Below are 16,001 nucleotides of genomic sequence, written 5' to 3'. Positions count from 1 at the left end.
CTTTTAAAAATGAAGAATTTATTTGCCCTTGCTGCTATTCTGTTGCTGAATTTTGTGAATGCTCAGAATAAAACCGAAGTTGCTTTTACAGAAACTCCCATTGTTTTAAAAATCAACATCGATCAGCTTTTTGGTACGTTGACCACTCCGAATTTAGAAAAAAGGTGCCCGGTAGCTTTACTCATTTCAGGTTCAGGGCCTACGGATCGTAACGGAAACAATCCGATGATGAAAAACAATTCTCTGAAAATGCTTGCGGAAGTGCTGGCAAAAAACGGAATTGCATCATTACGATACGACAAAAGAGGAATTGCAGAAAGTAAACCGGCTGCTATCTCAGAACAAACTCTTGTATTTGAGAATTACACCGAAGATGCCAAAAGCTGGATCAATCTGTTAAAACAAGACAGCCGTTTCTCTGAAGTAATTGTAATTGGCCACAGCGAAGGCTCTCTGATTGGAATGATTGCCGGAGCAAAAGCCAATAAGTTTATCTCAATTGCAGGTGCTGGAGAATCTGCCGACCAATTGATCAAATCGCAAATTGCTTCCAAACAAAACAAACAAGTAGAGGAATTAACCTTCCCGATTATTGATAGTCTGAAAAGCGGATTTACAGTAAAAAAAGTAGACCCAATGCTTAATGCTCTTTTCAGACCAAGCATTCAGCCGTATTTAGTTTCCTGGTTCAAATACAATCCGCAAAACGAAATCAAAAAACTAAATGTTCCTATTTTGATCGTTCAGGGAAATCAGGATTTACAGGTGACCGTAAAAGATGCTGAACTCTTATCGAAGGCCAATAAAAATGCTGAACTTTTGATCGTTGATAAAATGAATCATGTCATGAAAATTATCGATGGAGATCATCAGGCCAATCTGGAAAGCTATAAAAATGAGAGTCTGCCTATCTCAGAAATCATGGCCACTAAGATTATTTCTTTCATTAAAAAATAATCGGCAATCATAAAAACATTAAAAATCCGTTTGAACTTATATTCAGGCGGATTTTTGTTTGGGACAAACAGAAGTATATTCTTAGGTTTAACAAAAACTTTATTTATGAACTCCATCAAAAAAAACTATTTTTGCAGCAATCAGTTTGCAATTTAACCCCTCAAATTTATTTATATGGTAAAGAAAATTTTAAAAATAACAGCTATAGTTCTTGTAGTCCTTGTAGCGGCCTTATTTGCCATTCCGTATTTCTTTAAAGATCAAATAAAAGCTAAAATCTCAGAAGCCATCAACAAAAGTGTTGATGCCAAGGTAAGTTTTACAGATGCCGATTTAAGTTTGTTCAAAAACTTTCCAAATGCCACTGTGGGAATCGAAAAACTGGTGATCATCAATAAAGCTCCATTTGAAGGAGATACTTTGGTTTCATTAGGCGAGCTAAACTTAAAAATGAGCATTAAGGAACTTTTCAAAGGAAAAGAAGAGCCTTTAAACATACAGGGAATCAGCTCTACCAATGGTCTGGTGAATATTATTTTCAACAAAGACGGTGTTGGTAATTTTGATATTGCCCTAAAAGATAAAGAAAAGGACGTGAAAGACGACAAAAGCAAACCGCTTTCGCTGAAAATTCAAAATTATAAAATCGAAAATTTCACTTTCAGATACATCGATCAGGGATCTAAAATAAAAATGGTAATTGACAGTTTGAACCATGAAGGAACGGGCGATTTCACCAATTCAAAATTAGATTTAACAACAAAATCTGTTGCTAATGTTTCTTTGGATATGGATAAGATCAATTACATGAAAAATGTAAAACTGACTTTAGACGCTGTATTGGGAATTGACCTTGAAAAAAGCAAATATACCTTTAAAGAGAATAAAGCTTTAATCAATCAATTGCCTTTGGAGTTTGACGGGTTTATTCAGATGGTGGATGCCGGACAAATTTATGATCTGAAATTTAAGACTCCCACTTCATCCTTTACGAATTTCTTAGGACTGATTCCTTCTGCGTATGCTTCAAGTCTGGAGGGTGTAAAAACTACCGGAGATTTTACTGTAGCCGGTTTTGCTAAAGGTGAATTAACCGAGACTACTGTTCCTAAGTTTAATGTGGCAATTGCTTCTAACAATGCTTCGTTTCAATATCCAAACCTTCCAAAATCGGTTCAAAATATTGTAATTGACACGAAAATCATCAACGAAACGGGAATCCTGAATGATACTTATGTTAATCTGGATAAACTTTCCTTCCGAATCGATCAGGATGTTTTTAACGCCAAAGCTAATATCAAAAACATCACGCAAAACCCTATCGTGAACGCGGCCTTGAAAGGAACCATCAATTTGGCAAATCTTTCTAAAGCGTATCCAATTAAAATGGACAAACCTCTTGCCGGTATTTTAAAAGCTGATGTGACTACACAATTTGATATGGCTTCTGTTGAAAAAAGTCAATACCAGAATATCAAAAATGCCGGAACCATGAGTTTGTCCGGATTTAAATATACGGACGAAAACAATAAATCGATGAACATCAGTACGGCATTGGTCGAGTTTAATCCGAGTACCATAAACCTGAAAAAATTTGACGCCACAACCGGAAAAAGTGATTTAAGCATTAACGGAGTGCTGGAAAATTTCTATGGTTTCATGTTCAAAAAACAAGAACTAAGAGGAAACTTCAATATGAGTTCAAATCAGCTGGCAGTGAATGATTTTATGACTTCAGGAACTCCTGCTACAGAAAAAGCAGCTGCAAAACCTACTGAAGCGATGAAGATTCCGGCGTTTTTAAATTGTACTTTAAATGCTAAAGCTACAACGGTTTTATATGACAATCTGAAACTAAAAGACGTTTCGGGACGATTAATCGTTAAGGACGAAAAAGCTACTTTAGAAAACTTTAAAACCTTTATTTTTGGGGGAACAATTGGCCTTAACGGAGCTGTTTCTACCAAAACAAAAGTGCCTACTTTTGATATGAATTTAGGTTTCAATCAGGTGGATATTGCGCAAACTTTTACGCAATTAGACATGATGAAAAAAATTGCTCCTTTGGCAGGAATCATCAACGGAAAATTAAACTCGACTATAAAATTAAACGGAAACTTAGACGACAAGGAATTGACTCCGGATCTAAAATCAATCTCGGGAGATCTTTTAGGACAGCTGCTTTCAACTACTGTAAATTCTAAAAATTCAACCGTTATAAATGCCTTAACTTCTAACCTGAAATTTATTGATCCTAATAAAATAAACCTGAATGATATTAAAGCGGCTCTAACGTTTGATAACGGAAAAGTGAGCGTAAAACCATTTGACATCAAGTATCAGGACATTAAAATTACAATTGGCGGAACTCATGGTTTCGATCAAACGATGAACTATAATTTAAAATTAGATGTTCCGGCAAAATACTTAGGAAATGAAGCCAATGCCTTCCTTGCTAAAATGTCACCTTCAGATGCTGCAAAACTGCAAAACATTCCAATAAATGCTGTGCTTACAGGTAATTTTTCGCACCCAAAAGTATCAACGGATATGAAAAGTGCTGTGACCAGTCTGGCTTCGCAGGTTGCGAATCAGCAAAGAGACAAGCTGACTCAAAAAGGAACTTCGGCTCTTAATGATTTTATCAATAAAAACACGAAAGCTAAAGATACCACTAAAGCTGCTGCTACCGAAAAAGAGCAAAAAACTCAGGAGGTTACTAAAAAAGCCAGTGACTTAATCAATGGCTTGTTTAAGAAGAAAAACTAAACAAAAAAAAAGGGCATCTACGGATGCCTTTTTTTTGTTTCTTATCATTTAAATTGCTTGTCCTATAGTATTAAGTTTTCCATTGTTCAGGATGGAGTTTATGATTTTCACATAATCCTTTTTAGTATGCAAATTAATATCTATTCCAATACTGCAATTGTCGTAAGGTTCATATTTTTTAAGGTTTGAAACCGAGAAAAGCCCAATCGTTGGAGTCTGAACGGCACTGGCTAAATGCATGATTCCACTATCAGCTCCAATAAACAAATCAGTATTGGCAATTACCGACCCTATTTCGCGGATATCTTTACTGTAAAATGTAGGTGCCTGAAATGCAATTTGCGAAACATTTTCTACTGGTAGGATCTCGACAATATTATAGTCTTTATATTCCTCTTTAAGTTGCCCGTAAAAGTTCTCCCACCACTCTTCCGACAAGCATTTTGCTCCTGTCGCATACGTAAAAATACAGATGGTTCTTTTAGAATCAGGCACTAAGTCATTTAAAATTTTCTTTCCGTTAGCAATTTCGGCAGAAGATAGTTTAAGGTCAATCGGGGCTATTATTTTGTTGCTTTTTGCTAATCCAAGTTTCGTTAAATAATTTCGGAAGTTATAAACGGGATATTTCGCAATATGATCGTAGTCTTTTTTTACAAGTTGAGATTCATCATTTAAATCTCCGTAAAATTTATATTTAGCATTAGAGAATTGGACTGCTAAACGTCCTGAAGAAGAGTTTTGATCTACGTTGATCGCAACATCGTATTTTTGTGTTTTTATTGAAATCCAGACATTCAGGTATTCCAATAAGCTTTTGAACGGTTTTTTAGGTAAACCAATTACCTTGTTGATGTTTTGATAATTACCAAAAATTACCAGAGCTAAAGCTCCCTTAACAAACAAATCGACTTTACAATTTGGAAACATATCGTTGACTTCCTGAACAAGCGGCGTAATCAATAATAAGTTTCCGAGTCTGGCATTTGGCCTGCAAATCAGGACCCGCCTAATTTCTGTTTTATCCACTAAAACAATATGCTGCTCTGATCTTGGCTTTCCAATGTTCTTAGTGAGACGGTGCATTACGCTGCGCCTGACCACATTTATTCGTTTTAAAACACTCATCTTTATAATTCATTTATTAATTAAATATTTGTCCTTGGAAATTCAAAAAAAAACTTTCATTTCGCTTTTTGCTAAACTAGGTTCTCTTTAGATTTAAAATTAAAATCTTCTAATAAATAATTATTATAAAATTGTAATCAAATGTTTCAACATTCAAATTACAATTTTACTAAAACTGTATTATAAATATACTAAAATACTAATAAACAATTCCTTACAAAGCGCTTTTCTTCCTTTAAATGTTAAACTGCAATACTAACCACATAACCTTCCGAACCTCTTACATTAAAAACAGTTCCGTTCTCAAAGATTAAATATTGCCCTTTAATTCCGGTTAATTTCCCCTGAAATGACGGGGTTTTATCCAGATTCAGACTGGTTACTTTAGTCGGATAATTTAAAACCGGATACTGTAGTTCATACAGATCATTTTTTTGGGTATAAAAATATTCCTGTACTTCTGCCGGAATCAAACTTTCTACTTTTGCCTTTTCAGCCAGCAGATCGAAACTTTCACCTGTATTTTGAAGCATCTTTCTCCAGTTTGTTTTGTCGGTATAGTGGTCTTTTAATGCCACCTCTGTAATTCCGGCTAAATATCGGTTTGGAACCTCAACAATCGCAATAGCCTGTGTGGCTCCCTGATCGATCCAGCGTGTTGGAACTTGAGTTTTACGCGTTACTCCAACTTTTACTTCACTTGCCAAAGCCAGATATACCACATGAGGCTGAAGCTGTACTTTCTGTTCGTATTCCAAATCACGGTCAGCAATTCCTAAGTGTGCGGTACTGAGTTCCGGTCGCATAATCCAATCCCCAACAGCAGGGCTTGAGTAAAAGCACTCATAACAAAATCCCTGACGGTAGATCTTTTTCTTCTTGTGGCAATTCAGACATTCAAACCCGACGAAATTAATCTCAATTTCTTTGTTCAGTAATTGATTCATGTTTAAAAAACTGTCTTCAAATACCAAATAATACTGAATTGGAGCCCCCATTTCAGTTTGCATTTTTGTAAGTACGCCTTGATATGTCATTAGAATTTAGATTGCTGATTGTAGATTTTAGATTTGTCGGTCTGAATTCTGAATTTTAAGAGTTAAAATTCAGCCGAACCGGAATGTTTAATAAAAATAGCATGTTATTTTTTACAAAAAAACACTATTTTTGATACAACGGCAAAGTTACTATTTGTCTTTCGATATTCAAATTTTAAGGTTCCTGATTTTACGCGAATTGTAAAATCTAAAATCTACAATCAGCAATCTAAAATATAAATTTCACCCATGCCCTTATCAATAATCAACTCTTTCGCTTCGTGGGTCCTAAAACAAAGGATACATCAAATAGAACTTTTTCTAAAATATCCGAATGAAGTTCAGGAAGAACTGTTGCACAATTTGCTGACCGCTTCAGAAAACACTATTATAGGGAAACAGTATGATTTTGAATCGATTAATTCTTATCAGACTTTTGCTGAAAGGGTACCGATTGCTACCTATGAGGAACTTCAGCCATTGATTGAACGTACGCGTCAGGGGGAACAGAATGTATTTTGGGAAACGCCAATAAAATGGTTTGCTAAATCGAGCGGAACTACGAATGCCAAAAGTAAATTCATTCCTGTGAGTAATGAAGCTCTTGAGGATTGTCATTATAAAGGAAGTAAAGATTTGCTTTGTTTGTACCTCAACAACAATGAGGATTCGGAATTGTTTCTGGGTAAAAGTCTTCGTCTGGGCGGAAGTTCTCAGATCTACGAGAACAACAATACGTTCTTTGGAGATTTATCCGCTATTCTGATTGAAAACATGCCTATCTGGGCCGAGTTTAGCAGTACTCCAAGCAGTAAAACTTCTCTGATGAGCGAATGGGAATCTAAAATTGCTGCGATTATAAATGAAACAAAAAACGAAAATGTAACCAGTTTTGCGGGTGTTCCGTCATGGATGCTGGTTTTAATGAATAAAGTTTTAGAAAATACGGGGAAAGAAAGTCTTTTGGATATCTGGCCTAATCTGGAAGTGTATTTCCATGGGGGCGTAAGCTTCTCTCCTTATAAAGAGCAATACAAAAATATTTTACCAAGCAAAGATTTCAGGTACTACGAAATATACAATGCTTCTGAAGGCTTTTTTGCCATTCAGGATTTAAACAATTCGAGTGATTTATTGCTGATGCTGGATTATGGCATTTTCTATGAATTCATATCGATGGATACGTTTGGCACTCCAAACCAAAAAGTAATTCGTCTGGCTGATGTTGAGTTAAACAAAAACTATGCGATTGTCATTACGACGAATTCCGGTTTATGGCGTTATTTGATTGGAGATACGGTTCGTTTTACTTCTCTAAACCCTTACAGAATCAGAGTGACGGGCAGAACGAAACACCATATTAATGTGTTCGGCGAAGAATTAATGGTCGAAAATACCGATCAGGCGATTGCCAAAGCCTGCCAGCTTACTCACACCGAAGTGATCGATTACACCGTTGCGCCTATTTTTATGCAGGACAAGGAAAAAGGGGCCCACGAATGGATGATTGAGTTTAAGAAGAAACCTGCTGATGTGGGGCTTTTCCAAAAGGTCCTGGACGAAACACTACAAACTTTAAATTCGGATTACGAAGCCAAACGTCACAACAATATGACTTTAAATCCTCTGGTGATTAACGTGGCACGTGAGAACCTGTTTTACGACTGGCTAAAAGAGCGGGACAAATTAGGCGGACAACATAAAATTCCAAGACTTTCGAATCAGAGGGATTATCTGGAGCAACTGAAAGAGATGTAATTTTTATAAGGACCTTAACCAAAGACCGTGTTAATTCGAATGAAATCAATAGAAAAAATCCAGAATTTACTTCCAATAGGTTATCTTTTTCTCGTCGTGCTGGGAATTTTAAAAGAATGCGTTTTCTTTTTCCAATTGAAAATAAACATTCTGAAATATTCGACCATTATGGATATTCTTGTCAGCCCCATTGCTGATTTAACTGCGAATCCAATTATCCTTTTAAGTCTAATTGTTTTCGCCGTTTTTATCTTACTTTTTATCAGCTTATGCTACAAGCATCGCAATAAAAGCTGGGCAAAAAAAATAATCGGCACCAAACCGGATGGCGATAAATTCTCAGACATAGAGATCAAGAGCAAGCTGAAACATTTTTTTTTAATTTCCATTGGAATTGGACTGTTAAGTTTTTTCCTTGGTTTAGGAATTGGTGAAGGGTACAAAATCGCAGAAAAAATTAAGTCGAATAAACTGCAATACGAACAAAAACTCACCTTTAACACAGGAGAAACAGAAACTATTTTTTTGATCGATGTGAATAGTGCTTACTATTTTTATCTGACTCCAAAAAACAATGCCATCAAAGTTGCCCCTCTGGGAGCCATTAAGAATATCGAATTAACGCGCTTAGAATCTACAAAATGAAAAATGCCATTCTGATTCTACTTTTTATTTTTATTTCTTGTACCAATACAAAAGAGCAACATCAAAAAATAATCGTTATTCAACCTTTAGGAGATTTCAATATTGAACAAGCAAAAAGTGTCTTCAATAAAATCAAAACGATTAACCCTAATATTATTTTAAGGAAAAATATACCTTTTCCAAAAAACTCTTACTACAAACCCAGAAACAGATATAGGGCTGATAGTATTATTAAAACCATCAAAAACAATGTTGGTCAAGATACCGTAATTGTGGGTTTATCAAACTGCGACATTAGCGTTACCAAAGGTAAAAACAAGGATTGGGGCGTTATGGGTCTAGGCTATCATCCAGGCAAATCCTGTGTGGTTTCTGATTTTAGACTGAGCAAAAGAAACAAAGAAGTACAATTCTATAAAGTTGTTTTGCATGAGTTAGGTCACACCGAAGGCTTGCCTCATTGTCCTGTAAAAACATGCTTAATGAGAGATGCTGAAGGAAAAAATCATTTAGATAAAGAAACCGCCTTTTGCTTAAAATGTAAAAATTATTTAACTAAAAAAGGGTGGAACCTAAACAGCCCTACAACTTGAAATCTCAAAATACACTATTCAATTAACCAAAAACCAACATAAAATGAGCACCAAAAAATACAGCGAAATGACTACTGAAGATTTAGTTAAAAGCGAGAAAATTTCAAAATCAGCCGCTTATGCATTTACCATCCTTTTACTTTTATTATTTATCTCTAACATTTATCTTGCTTTTTTAAAAGGATTCAGTGCTGTTCAAATTGTCCCTATTGCCTTGCTGCCACTACTTATTTTCAGTTTTAAGACTTTAAAAGACATCCAGACTGAATTGAAATCCAGAGAGAAATAAGCCCCAATACTATTGCCTGATCGCATGAGGGATAGAAGTGAAAATCCTTTTGTGTCTGCAGTGGCTGATACAAAAGGATTTTCACGTCAGTTCACTTCGCTCGTGCGCAACGGATAGCCCGACCTACTTTTTCAGTGGGGCATGTCCATAGCTTCGACTTCGCTCAGCCTGACTAAAATGAGCGAAATCAAAGTTCTTTTCGGCATTAAAAGGGCTTCGACTTCGCTCAGCCCGAAAATAGATTTACATCATATCGATATACCTGTCATGGTATCCTAATAAATATAAAACTCCGTCAAGACCCAGACTTGAAATTGACGTTGCTGCATTTTCTTTTACTTTTGGTTTGGCATGAAAAGCGATTCCTAAACCTGCTAAATTGATCATTGGTAAATCATTGGCGCCATCTCCAACCGCAATGGTCTGGTTGATGTGAATTCCTTCTTTGTCGGCGATTGCTTTTAGGTATTCGGCTTTCTTTTGGCCGTCTACAATATCGCCTATATATTTTCCGGTAAGTTTACCGTCTTTTATCTCTAATTTATTGGCATGAACGTAATCGATGCCTAATTCTTTTTGAAGATACTCTCCAAAATAGGTAAATCCTCCAGACAAAATTGCAGTTTTGTATCCATAATATTTCAGGGCTTTCATTAAGCGATGCGCTCCTTTTGTAATCGGTAAATTGACGGCTACATTCTGCAAAACATCTTCGCTCAATCCTTCGAGCAATGCCATACGCTGTTTGAAACTTTCGTTGAAATCAATCTCTCCATTCATTGCTGATTCTGTGATGGCTCTAACCTGATCTCCTACTCCGTTCAGCTCGGCCAGTTCGTCGATCACTTCAGTCTGAATTAAAGTAGAGTCCATATCGAAGCAAACCAAACGCCTGTTTCGTCTGTAAATATTATCTTCCTGAAAGGATATATCCACATTTAACGTTCTGGAAATTTCCATAAAACTTGCTGTCATGTCAATCTTATTAACGATCTCTCCGGTCACGGACAATTGTATGCAGGAACGAGGGTATTCTTCCAGATCTACAATAGAAGTTCTTCCTGTTAATCTTATAATAGAATCAATATTCAGATTTTGGGCTGACATTATTTTGGTTACGGCAGCCAATTGAGAAGCGGCTAGTTTTTCGCCCAAAATATTGATGATATAACGTTGTTTGGATTGTGATTTCACCCACTTTTCGTAATCCTCGATAGAAATTGGAATAAATTTTACTTTAATTTCTAATTCATAAGCTTTGAACAATAAATCTTTTAAAACGGGGCCGGAAGAGGAACCTGCCTGAATTTCGAATAAAATTCCCAGAGAAAGTGTATCATGAATATCGGCCTGACCAATATCTAAAATATTTGCATCGTAAGTTGCCAATACAGCGGTTAAACCTGCTGTTACTCCTATTTTATCATGTCCTGAAACTTTTAATAAAATAATCTCTTTATCTTCTGTTGCCATTTTATGTTTATTGATTTTACGAAGCGACAAAAATCGACAATCTAATGTTGATAAAAAAGGATATTGCTTGTTTTTTAAAGAGAAAAAGCACCTAATACTGTGCTTTTTGGAGTAATTTAACAATAATGTTCAGGGATTGGAATAACCTAACTTTTTCAATCTCTGAATTGTTTTTTTATCACAGATTTCAAGGATTAAAATGGTGAATCCCTGAAATCTTTTGTATGGTGATAAAATATAAGAAGTTGTTTTTAACCTGCCTGGTTTTCATCAAAGTTTACCATCCAGCTTACATCAAACTTATCTTTGAACATTCCAAAATAAGCTCCCCAAAAGGTTTTTGCCATTGGCATATAAACAGTTCCTCCTGCTGAAAGTCCGTTAAAAATACGGTCTCCTTCTGCTGCACTGTCCACATTTATAGAGATGGAGAAATTCCCTCCAAAAGTTACGTCTCCGGATTGCTCACTGCTATCACTTCCCATCAGAATGGTGTTTCCAATTGGCAATGAAACGTGCATGATTCGATTAGCATCTTTTTCAGATACCGGACCACATCCTTCTTCACCTGCCGGCATTTCATTAAATCTTCCAAGAAATGGAAATTCTCCTCCAAAAACGGATTGATAAAACAGAAATGCTTCTTCACAATTTCCGTTAAAAATTAAATAAGGGTTTACTGCTGTTGCCATGATATTTGTTTTTTTGTTTGTTGTTTGTTTTTATTTTTCTGAGAGTTCTTTAGCGGTCTCCAGCCCTTTTGGAAATGCTTCCTTAAAATAATCGATGTATTTTTCCACTACATCTACCTGCGCTACCAAATCAGTAAATTCGTCATCGGCTGTTAATCGATACGTTTCCATGGCACCTGTCCACTTTTTGGTTTCTTCGTCAAGAGGCAATTCTTTAAAGTCTTTGATTTCGCCTATATGTTTAAAAGCCATATACTCGTTCGGAATTTTCGTTTCAATGACACTATTCATTCCTTCTCCGTTTGGAGACAAGAAATGTATTTTATCGCCCTGATTCCATTCACTTATGGCGTATGAACCTTCGCAAAAAGATCCCGTCCACTTCTTATACGTTTCCTCGTCCCATAAAACTGCCCAGACTTTTTGTACCGGGGCTTTAATTCTGATTTTAAATTCTAAAGTTTCCATACTATGATAGTTTACTAAAATCCATAAATAATATGTTCCAACGATGACCGTCTAGATCTGCAAAGCCACAGCCGTACATCCATCCCTGACTTTCTGACGGTGGAGCAAAAACAGTTCCTCCGGCTTCTTTAACTTTCTTTGCCAGTTCATCTACTTCAGCAGTACTTTCAGCATCAATCGAGATCAGAACTTCTGTACTTGTCTTAGTATCTGTCAGTTGATTATGAGAAAAACTGGCAAACAATTTTTCTTCAAAAAGCATTACTACAAATTTTCCTTCTCCAATCACCATACAAGTTGACTTTGGTGTGTCGTGTTCTTCATTAAAAGAGAATCCTATTTCCGAAAAAAAAGCCTTTGATTTTGCCACCTCTTTTACCGGCAAATTCAGCCAAATTTGTTTTGTCATTCTAACTCTTTTTAAAATTAAATTCTATCTCTGTGATGTCAGTCATCACCTTTGTCACTTTGCTTCTTTGAACCTTTGAGCCTAAAAAAACTAATTACTTTCGGTATAACTTTTAAAATTATCCATGATGGCTTGCCAGCCTCCGCGCTGCATTTCTTCAGGGTTTTCTGTTTCGGGATCAAATTTTTCAATTACCTCAACTCCGCTTGGTGTTTCTTTAAAAGTAATTTCAACCTTTCTTCCATCTTCTAAAATGTATTCAATAGCTTTATTCTGCTCTACTACAGTGTACTCCCCTCCAAAATCAAAACTCATACTGCCGTCTTTTGCAGCCATAGTCGATGTAAATTTCCCTCCAACTCTCAGATCATTTTCAGCATGAGGTGTATGCCAGTCCGGAGAAGCAAAATTCCATTTTGTAATGTGTTCCGGTGCTGTCCAAAATTCCCAAACTTTGTCTACTGATGCATTAATCGTGTTTTGTACTGTTATCATTTTATTTCTTTTTTTTAGTTATACTTTTAAAATTGGTTCTTGTTTCGTTTTTTATTTAGTTATTTTCAACATACTCTTTAAAACAGTCAATCACGGCCTGACACCATTGCTGCTGCATTTCTTCAGGATTCTCTGTTTCGGGTTGAAATATTTCGGTGAGAATGACTTTATCACTACTTGCTTCAAAATGAACACTTCCGGTTCTGTTATCAGATAGTTGATACTCTATTTCTGAAAAAGTTTCCACCCTCGTATAAACTCCTTCAAAATCAAAAGTGGCAGTTCCGTCTTTCGCAGCCATCGTATATTTGAATTTTCCGTCAACTCGCAAATCATTTTCAACCTGAATAGTATGCCAATCTTCCGAAGGGAAATTCCACTTTACAATATGTTCTGGTGTTGTCCAAAACTCCCAGACTTTGTCTATGGCCTCCTTAATTATGTTTTGTACGGTTATCATTGTTTATTTACTAAAATCAAAGATGTTTCTTTATAAAATTACAAATTATTTAAAGCAAATTTAGTTTTTTAGCATTAGCTTTAAGTTACATTAAAAGTCATTTTTAGGGTCATTTAAGACAAAATACTTACTTTTGTAACCTATCATTTTTCCAAAAACCAATGCAATCATGACTAAGAAAGTAGGATTAATTGTTCCGCACGACTATAAATTACTAAGTATAGCAGCTATTTTAGAAGTTTTTGAAACCGCCAACAAACTTGCTAAAGAAGACGAAAAGCCTTTTGAGATTATGGTATTTCAATTGACAGAACAGATCAAAGAAGCAAATTTGTTCGGCTATAAAGTAAATCCGGTTGAAGATTCAACAACAATCCTTGAACTTATCCTGATTCCGGCTTTTACTACGGATAATATGAGCGAAATGATCGCAAAAAACAAAAACTTTATTCCATGGCTAAAAAAGCACCATCAATCCGGTGCCGAGCTGGCCAGTTTTTGTACGGGTGCCTTTTTATTTGCCGCATCCGGTTTGCTTAACGAAAAGTTGGCCACAACTCATGTCGATGCCTGCAGTGCTTTTACCAAAGCGTTCCCACTTGTAAAATTGAAACCCGAAGAAACTTTAACGGCCGACGGTAGTTTGTATACCAGCGGAGGCTCTACCTCAACGTTTCACCTGTTGATTCTTTTGGTTCAGAAATACTGTGGAAATGAGATTGCAGTTCAGATTGCAAAGATTTTTTCGATTGATTTAAACCGATACAAACAGAGTTATTTCAGCACCTTTAGACCCAATCATTTGCACAATGATACTTTGGTTGCCATGCTGCAGCAAAAAATAGAAAGTCAGTATCATACAATCGAAAAACTGGAAGAAATCACCAAAGACATTCCTACCAGTACCCGAAATATGACGCGTCGTTTCAAACAGGTTACCGGCATCCCACCTATTGAATACCTGCAAAATATAAGAGTTGAAAGTTCAAAGAAATATCTGGAACAAACGCAGCTTTCGATTTCTGAAATTATTGAGAAAACGGGCTATAATGATCCGAAAGCCTTTAGGAAAGTTTTTTATAAAATGGTAGGCATGAAACCTATTGAGTATCGGGAGAAGTTTAGGGTGCAGTAATTATTTCAGAGTCCTTTTCAAAAGTTTTTCTGGTGTGCTATTGTCCCAATGATAATGCTGCCTTCTCAATGAAGAATCAATTTTTACCGTTGACTGATACTGTTCCAACCAAACTTTTTCTTTGTCAACAGCAATAGATTTCTCCGTTTTTTCCTTTTCTTTCTTTTTTACTAAAAGCCAATGAGTTACCAAAATCGGAAGCCCTAAAACAATTAAAACAATGGCAAATTTTTTAATATCCTTCACACAAATCCATTTTTGCAAATGTAGGAAAAAAATTATAACAAATAAATTAACTTAGAAAGTTCTTTTCTTCACCAAAAAACCTGTTCGAATTAACGAACAGGTTAAGAAACTTATAAATAAGAATTTAATATGTTATAAACACCCCCTCATCTCCTTTAAGAATATAATCAAAAGAGAGTATTCTGCCATCTATTAAATAGAAATATTCAACTGGTTTATTTTTACTTATTAAAATAAAAATTTTATCAGTATCTCTAGAAAAAAAAACTTTATCATGCTTATAGTCTTTATAGCCTACCACATAAAAATCTTCTGAATTTAAGAGCACTTTTTTATCTTCTTTTATCTTTTTCAAATGTTTACTAAGTATCTCTATTCGGTCATCTAAAGAATACTTTACATCAGAGTTTACTGTTTCAAAACAGATAAAATTATCTGCAATAAATCTCGTCGATCTCTCTTCAAAAAAAACAGATTTCACAAAATTAGTTACCATGTCAGTCTCATTTATTTTATTCTGACATGCAATAGTCGGTGTTTTTAATAATAACACGACAACTAAAAACATACATTTATTTATTTTCATTTAGCAACCTCCTTTCTTTTTTGACGAAATTCTCTTTCTACAATATTACATTACTAAAAAACTATAAAAGTATAATCTTCGGAACCAGCTTTTTGGAACCCAAAAAAAGACACTATTTTATCTTTTTCGATTAAAAAATACTGAGGAGCACCATTCCTTAGATCAACTTTATAAATTTCCTTCCTTTTGTCTTCTACTAGATTTTTGAATTTAATTTTAGCAGTCTCAGGAAAAGAATTATAAGACGAGATAAAAAAATTATTTTCCATTATATCTTTTTTTAATAAAAAGAAATTTCCCTTTTCTTCATTAGCCAGATTACGAAAGTCCATCACCATATATACACCTTTCTTGCATTGATCTGCATCAGAACATTTAATATATCTAGCAACTATTTCTTCCGGATCAATATCATTAATATATAATGCTTTATAAAAATCTCTTATCAGCTTTATTTCATTATTCTCTTGACCATATGAATCTACCGAATAACCAAGAAACAGAACTAGTACTAAACTTAGACATTTCATTTGTTATAGTTTAAATTATCAATTACAATCTCCTTTTCTCTGTGGAGCATTGCTTTTAGTTGTCGTTTTTGTCGTATTTAGAAAATTACCATTTCTAACATCTTCGCCTAAATTCCCTGGAGATGTACCATTAAAAGTAAAACTAGAGGCCTTTGTTGAAGGAAGATTAATCCCTCCTAATTTACCAACAGCAATACCAAAATCAGTACAAGCATAACTATTTTGCATAATCTTTATCGCTACTTAAAAATATTAACTTTAAGTAATTGGAAAGTTCAGATACCAAACCCATTTATTATTTACTTTCTTATAAACTTTCACTGTAGTAGCA

19 protein-coding genes are annotated in these 16,001 nt (G+C 35.1%); 7 read left to right on the top strand and 12 right to left on the bottom strand.

The genetic code is table 11. From position 1 onward, the window contains the following. Window positions 1-9 precede the first annotated feature (9 nt). Entirely contained in the window at window positions 10-957 is a 948-nt protein-coding gene (locus C245_RS0116715; protein WP_017497755.1) for an alpha/beta hydrolase, read from the top strand. A gap of 174 nt (window positions 958-1,131) precedes the next feature. Beyond that, window positions 1,132-3,726, top strand: a complete 2,595-nt coding sequence (locus C245_RS0116710) for an AsmA family protein (protein ID WP_017497754.1) — start codon at window positions 1,132-1,134, stop codon at window positions 3,724-3,726. 48 nt (window positions 3,727-3,774) lie between these two features. Here the strand turns inward: C245_RS0116710 and C245_RS0116705 are convergent, their stop codons facing one another. Together C245_RS0116705 and C245_RS0116700 are read right to left on the bottom strand one after the other, a co-directional pair. Further along, on the bottom strand, window positions 3,775-4,854 hold the full coding sequence (locus C245_RS0116705; protein WP_026110120.1) for a glycosyltransferase family 9 protein: 1,080 nt from the start codon (window positions 4,852-4,854) through the stop codon (window positions 3,775-3,777). A 242-nt stretch (window positions 4,855-5,096) separates the two neighbouring features. After that, window positions 5,097-5,891 carry a DUF2797 domain-containing protein gene (locus tag C245_RS0116700; protein ID WP_017497752.1) on the bottom strand — a complete coding sequence of 265 codons (795 nt, stop codon included), beginning with the start codon at window positions 5,889-5,891 and terminating at the stop codon, window positions 5,097-5,099. A 249-nt stretch (window positions 5,892-6,140) separates the two neighbouring features. Between C245_RS0116700 and C245_RS0116695 the strand changes: the two genes are divergently transcribed. The 4 genes from C245_RS0116695 to C245_RS0116680 are packed head-to-tail and all read left to right on the top strand — an operon-like array spanning window position 6,141 to window position 9,176. Continuing rightward, window positions 6,141-7,649 carry a GH3 auxin-responsive promoter family protein gene (locus C245_RS0116695; protein WP_017497751.1) on the top strand — a complete coding sequence of 503 codons (1,509 nt, stop codon included), beginning with the start codon at window positions 6,141-6,143 and terminating at the stop codon, window positions 7,647-7,649. A 39-nt stretch (window positions 7,650-7,688) separates the two neighbouring features. After that, window positions 7,689-8,294 carry a hypothetical protein gene (locus tag C245_RS0116690; RefSeq protein WP_017497750.1) on the top strand — a complete coding sequence of 202 codons (606 nt, stop codon included), beginning with the start codon at window positions 7,689-7,691 and terminating at the stop codon, window positions 8,292-8,294. Beyond that, on the top strand, window positions 8,291-8,887 hold the full coding sequence (locus C245_RS0116685) for a hypothetical protein (RefSeq protein ID WP_017497749.1): 597 nt from the start codon (window positions 8,291-8,293) through the stop codon (window positions 8,885-8,887). The genes C245_RS0116690 and C245_RS0116685 overlap by 4 nt, the downstream gene beginning before the upstream one ends. Window positions 8,888-8,930: 43 nt before the next feature. Next, window positions 8,931-9,176, top strand: a complete 246-nt coding sequence (locus tag C245_RS0116680) for a hypothetical protein (RefSeq protein ID WP_017497748.1) — start codon at window positions 8,931-8,933, stop codon at window positions 9,174-9,176. Between the two features lie 243 nt (window positions 9,177-9,419). On the opposite strand, the gene serB is transcribed toward C245_RS0116680, so the two are convergent. The 6 genes from serB to C245_RS0116650 form a co-directional block, all read right to left on the bottom strand. After that, window positions 9,420-10,649 carry a phosphoserine phosphatase SerB gene (serB, locus tag C245_RS0116675; RefSeq protein WP_017497747.1) on the bottom strand — a complete coding sequence of 410 codons (1,230 nt, stop codon included), beginning with the start codon at window positions 10,647-10,649 and terminating at the stop codon, window positions 9,420-9,422. Between the two features lie 251 nt (window positions 10,650-10,900). Next, window positions 10,901-11,341: a VOC family protein gene (locus C245_RS0116670; RefSeq protein ID WP_017497746.1), complete on the bottom strand. Its 441-nt coding sequence runs from the start codon at window positions 11,339-11,341 to the stop codon at window positions 10,901-10,903. A gap of 30 nt (window positions 11,342-11,371) precedes the next feature. Then, the gene (locus tag C245_RS0116665; RefSeq protein WP_017497745.1) at window positions 11,372-11,809 is read right to left on the bottom strand and encodes an ATPase; all 438 of its coding nucleotides are present in this window, start codon (window positions 11,807-11,809) and stop codon (window positions 11,372-11,374) included. A 1-nt stretch (window position 11,810) separates the two neighbouring features. Then, a complete protein-coding gene (locus tag C245_RS0116660) occupies window positions 11,811-12,218 on the bottom strand; it encodes a VOC family protein (protein WP_017497744.1) in 408 nt (135 codons plus the stop codon). A gap of 90 nt (window positions 12,219-12,308) precedes the next feature. Next, window positions 12,309-12,713, bottom strand: coding sequence for an SRPBCC family protein (locus tag C245_RS0116655; protein ID WP_017497743.1), 405 nt, complete (start codon window positions 12,711-12,713; stop codon window positions 12,309-12,311). Between the two features lie 55 nt (window positions 12,714-12,768). Further along, on the bottom strand, window positions 12,769-13,173 hold the full coding sequence (locus C245_RS0116650; RefSeq protein ID WP_017497742.1) for an SRPBCC domain-containing protein: 405 nt from the start codon (window positions 13,171-13,173) through the stop codon (window positions 12,769-12,771). 169 nt (window positions 13,174-13,342) lie between these two features. On the opposite strand from C245_RS0116650, the gene C245_RS0116640 reads away from it, so the two are divergent. Continuing rightward, window positions 13,343-14,308, top strand: coding sequence for a GlxA family transcriptional regulator (locus tag C245_RS0116640; protein WP_017497741.1), 966 nt, complete (start codon window positions 13,343-13,345; stop codon window positions 14,306-14,308). On the opposite strand, the gene C245_RS0116635 is transcribed toward C245_RS0116640, so the two are convergent. The 4 genes from C245_RS0116635 to C245_RS0116620 all read right to left on the bottom strand — a co-directional run bounded on the left by C245_RS0116635 (window position 14,309) and on the right by C245_RS0116620 (window position 15,898). Next, window positions 14,309-14,554 (bottom strand): hypothetical protein, encoded by a 246-nt coding sequence (locus tag C245_RS0116635; protein ID WP_017497740.1) that lies wholly within the window; start codon window positions 14,552-14,554, stop codon window positions 14,309-14,311. Between the two features lie 124 nt (window positions 14,555-14,678). After that, window positions 14,679-15,140, bottom strand: a complete 462-nt coding sequence (locus C245_RS0116630; RefSeq protein WP_017497739.1) for a hypothetical protein — start codon at window positions 15,138-15,140, stop codon at window positions 14,679-14,681. Window positions 15,141-15,193: 53 nt separating this feature from the next. After that, window positions 15,194-15,670: a hypothetical protein gene (locus C245_RS0116625; RefSeq protein WP_017497738.1), complete on the bottom strand. Its 477-nt coding sequence runs from the start codon at window positions 15,668-15,670 to the stop codon at window positions 15,194-15,196. Between the two features lie 18 nt (window positions 15,671-15,688). Then, on the bottom strand, window positions 15,689-15,898 hold the full coding sequence (locus C245_RS0116620) for a hypothetical protein (RefSeq protein ID WP_017497737.1): 210 nt from the start codon (window positions 15,896-15,898) through the stop codon (window positions 15,689-15,691). Window positions 15,899-16,001 lie beyond the last annotated feature (103 nt).

It is taken from the genome of Flavobacterium sp. WG21, from assembly GCF_000335775.1.
Lineage (GTDB): Bacteria > Bacteroidota > Bacteroidia > Flavobacteriales > Flavobacteriaceae > Flavobacterium > Flavobacterium tructae.
This window is presented reverse-complemented; position numbering and strand designations above follow the sequence as displayed.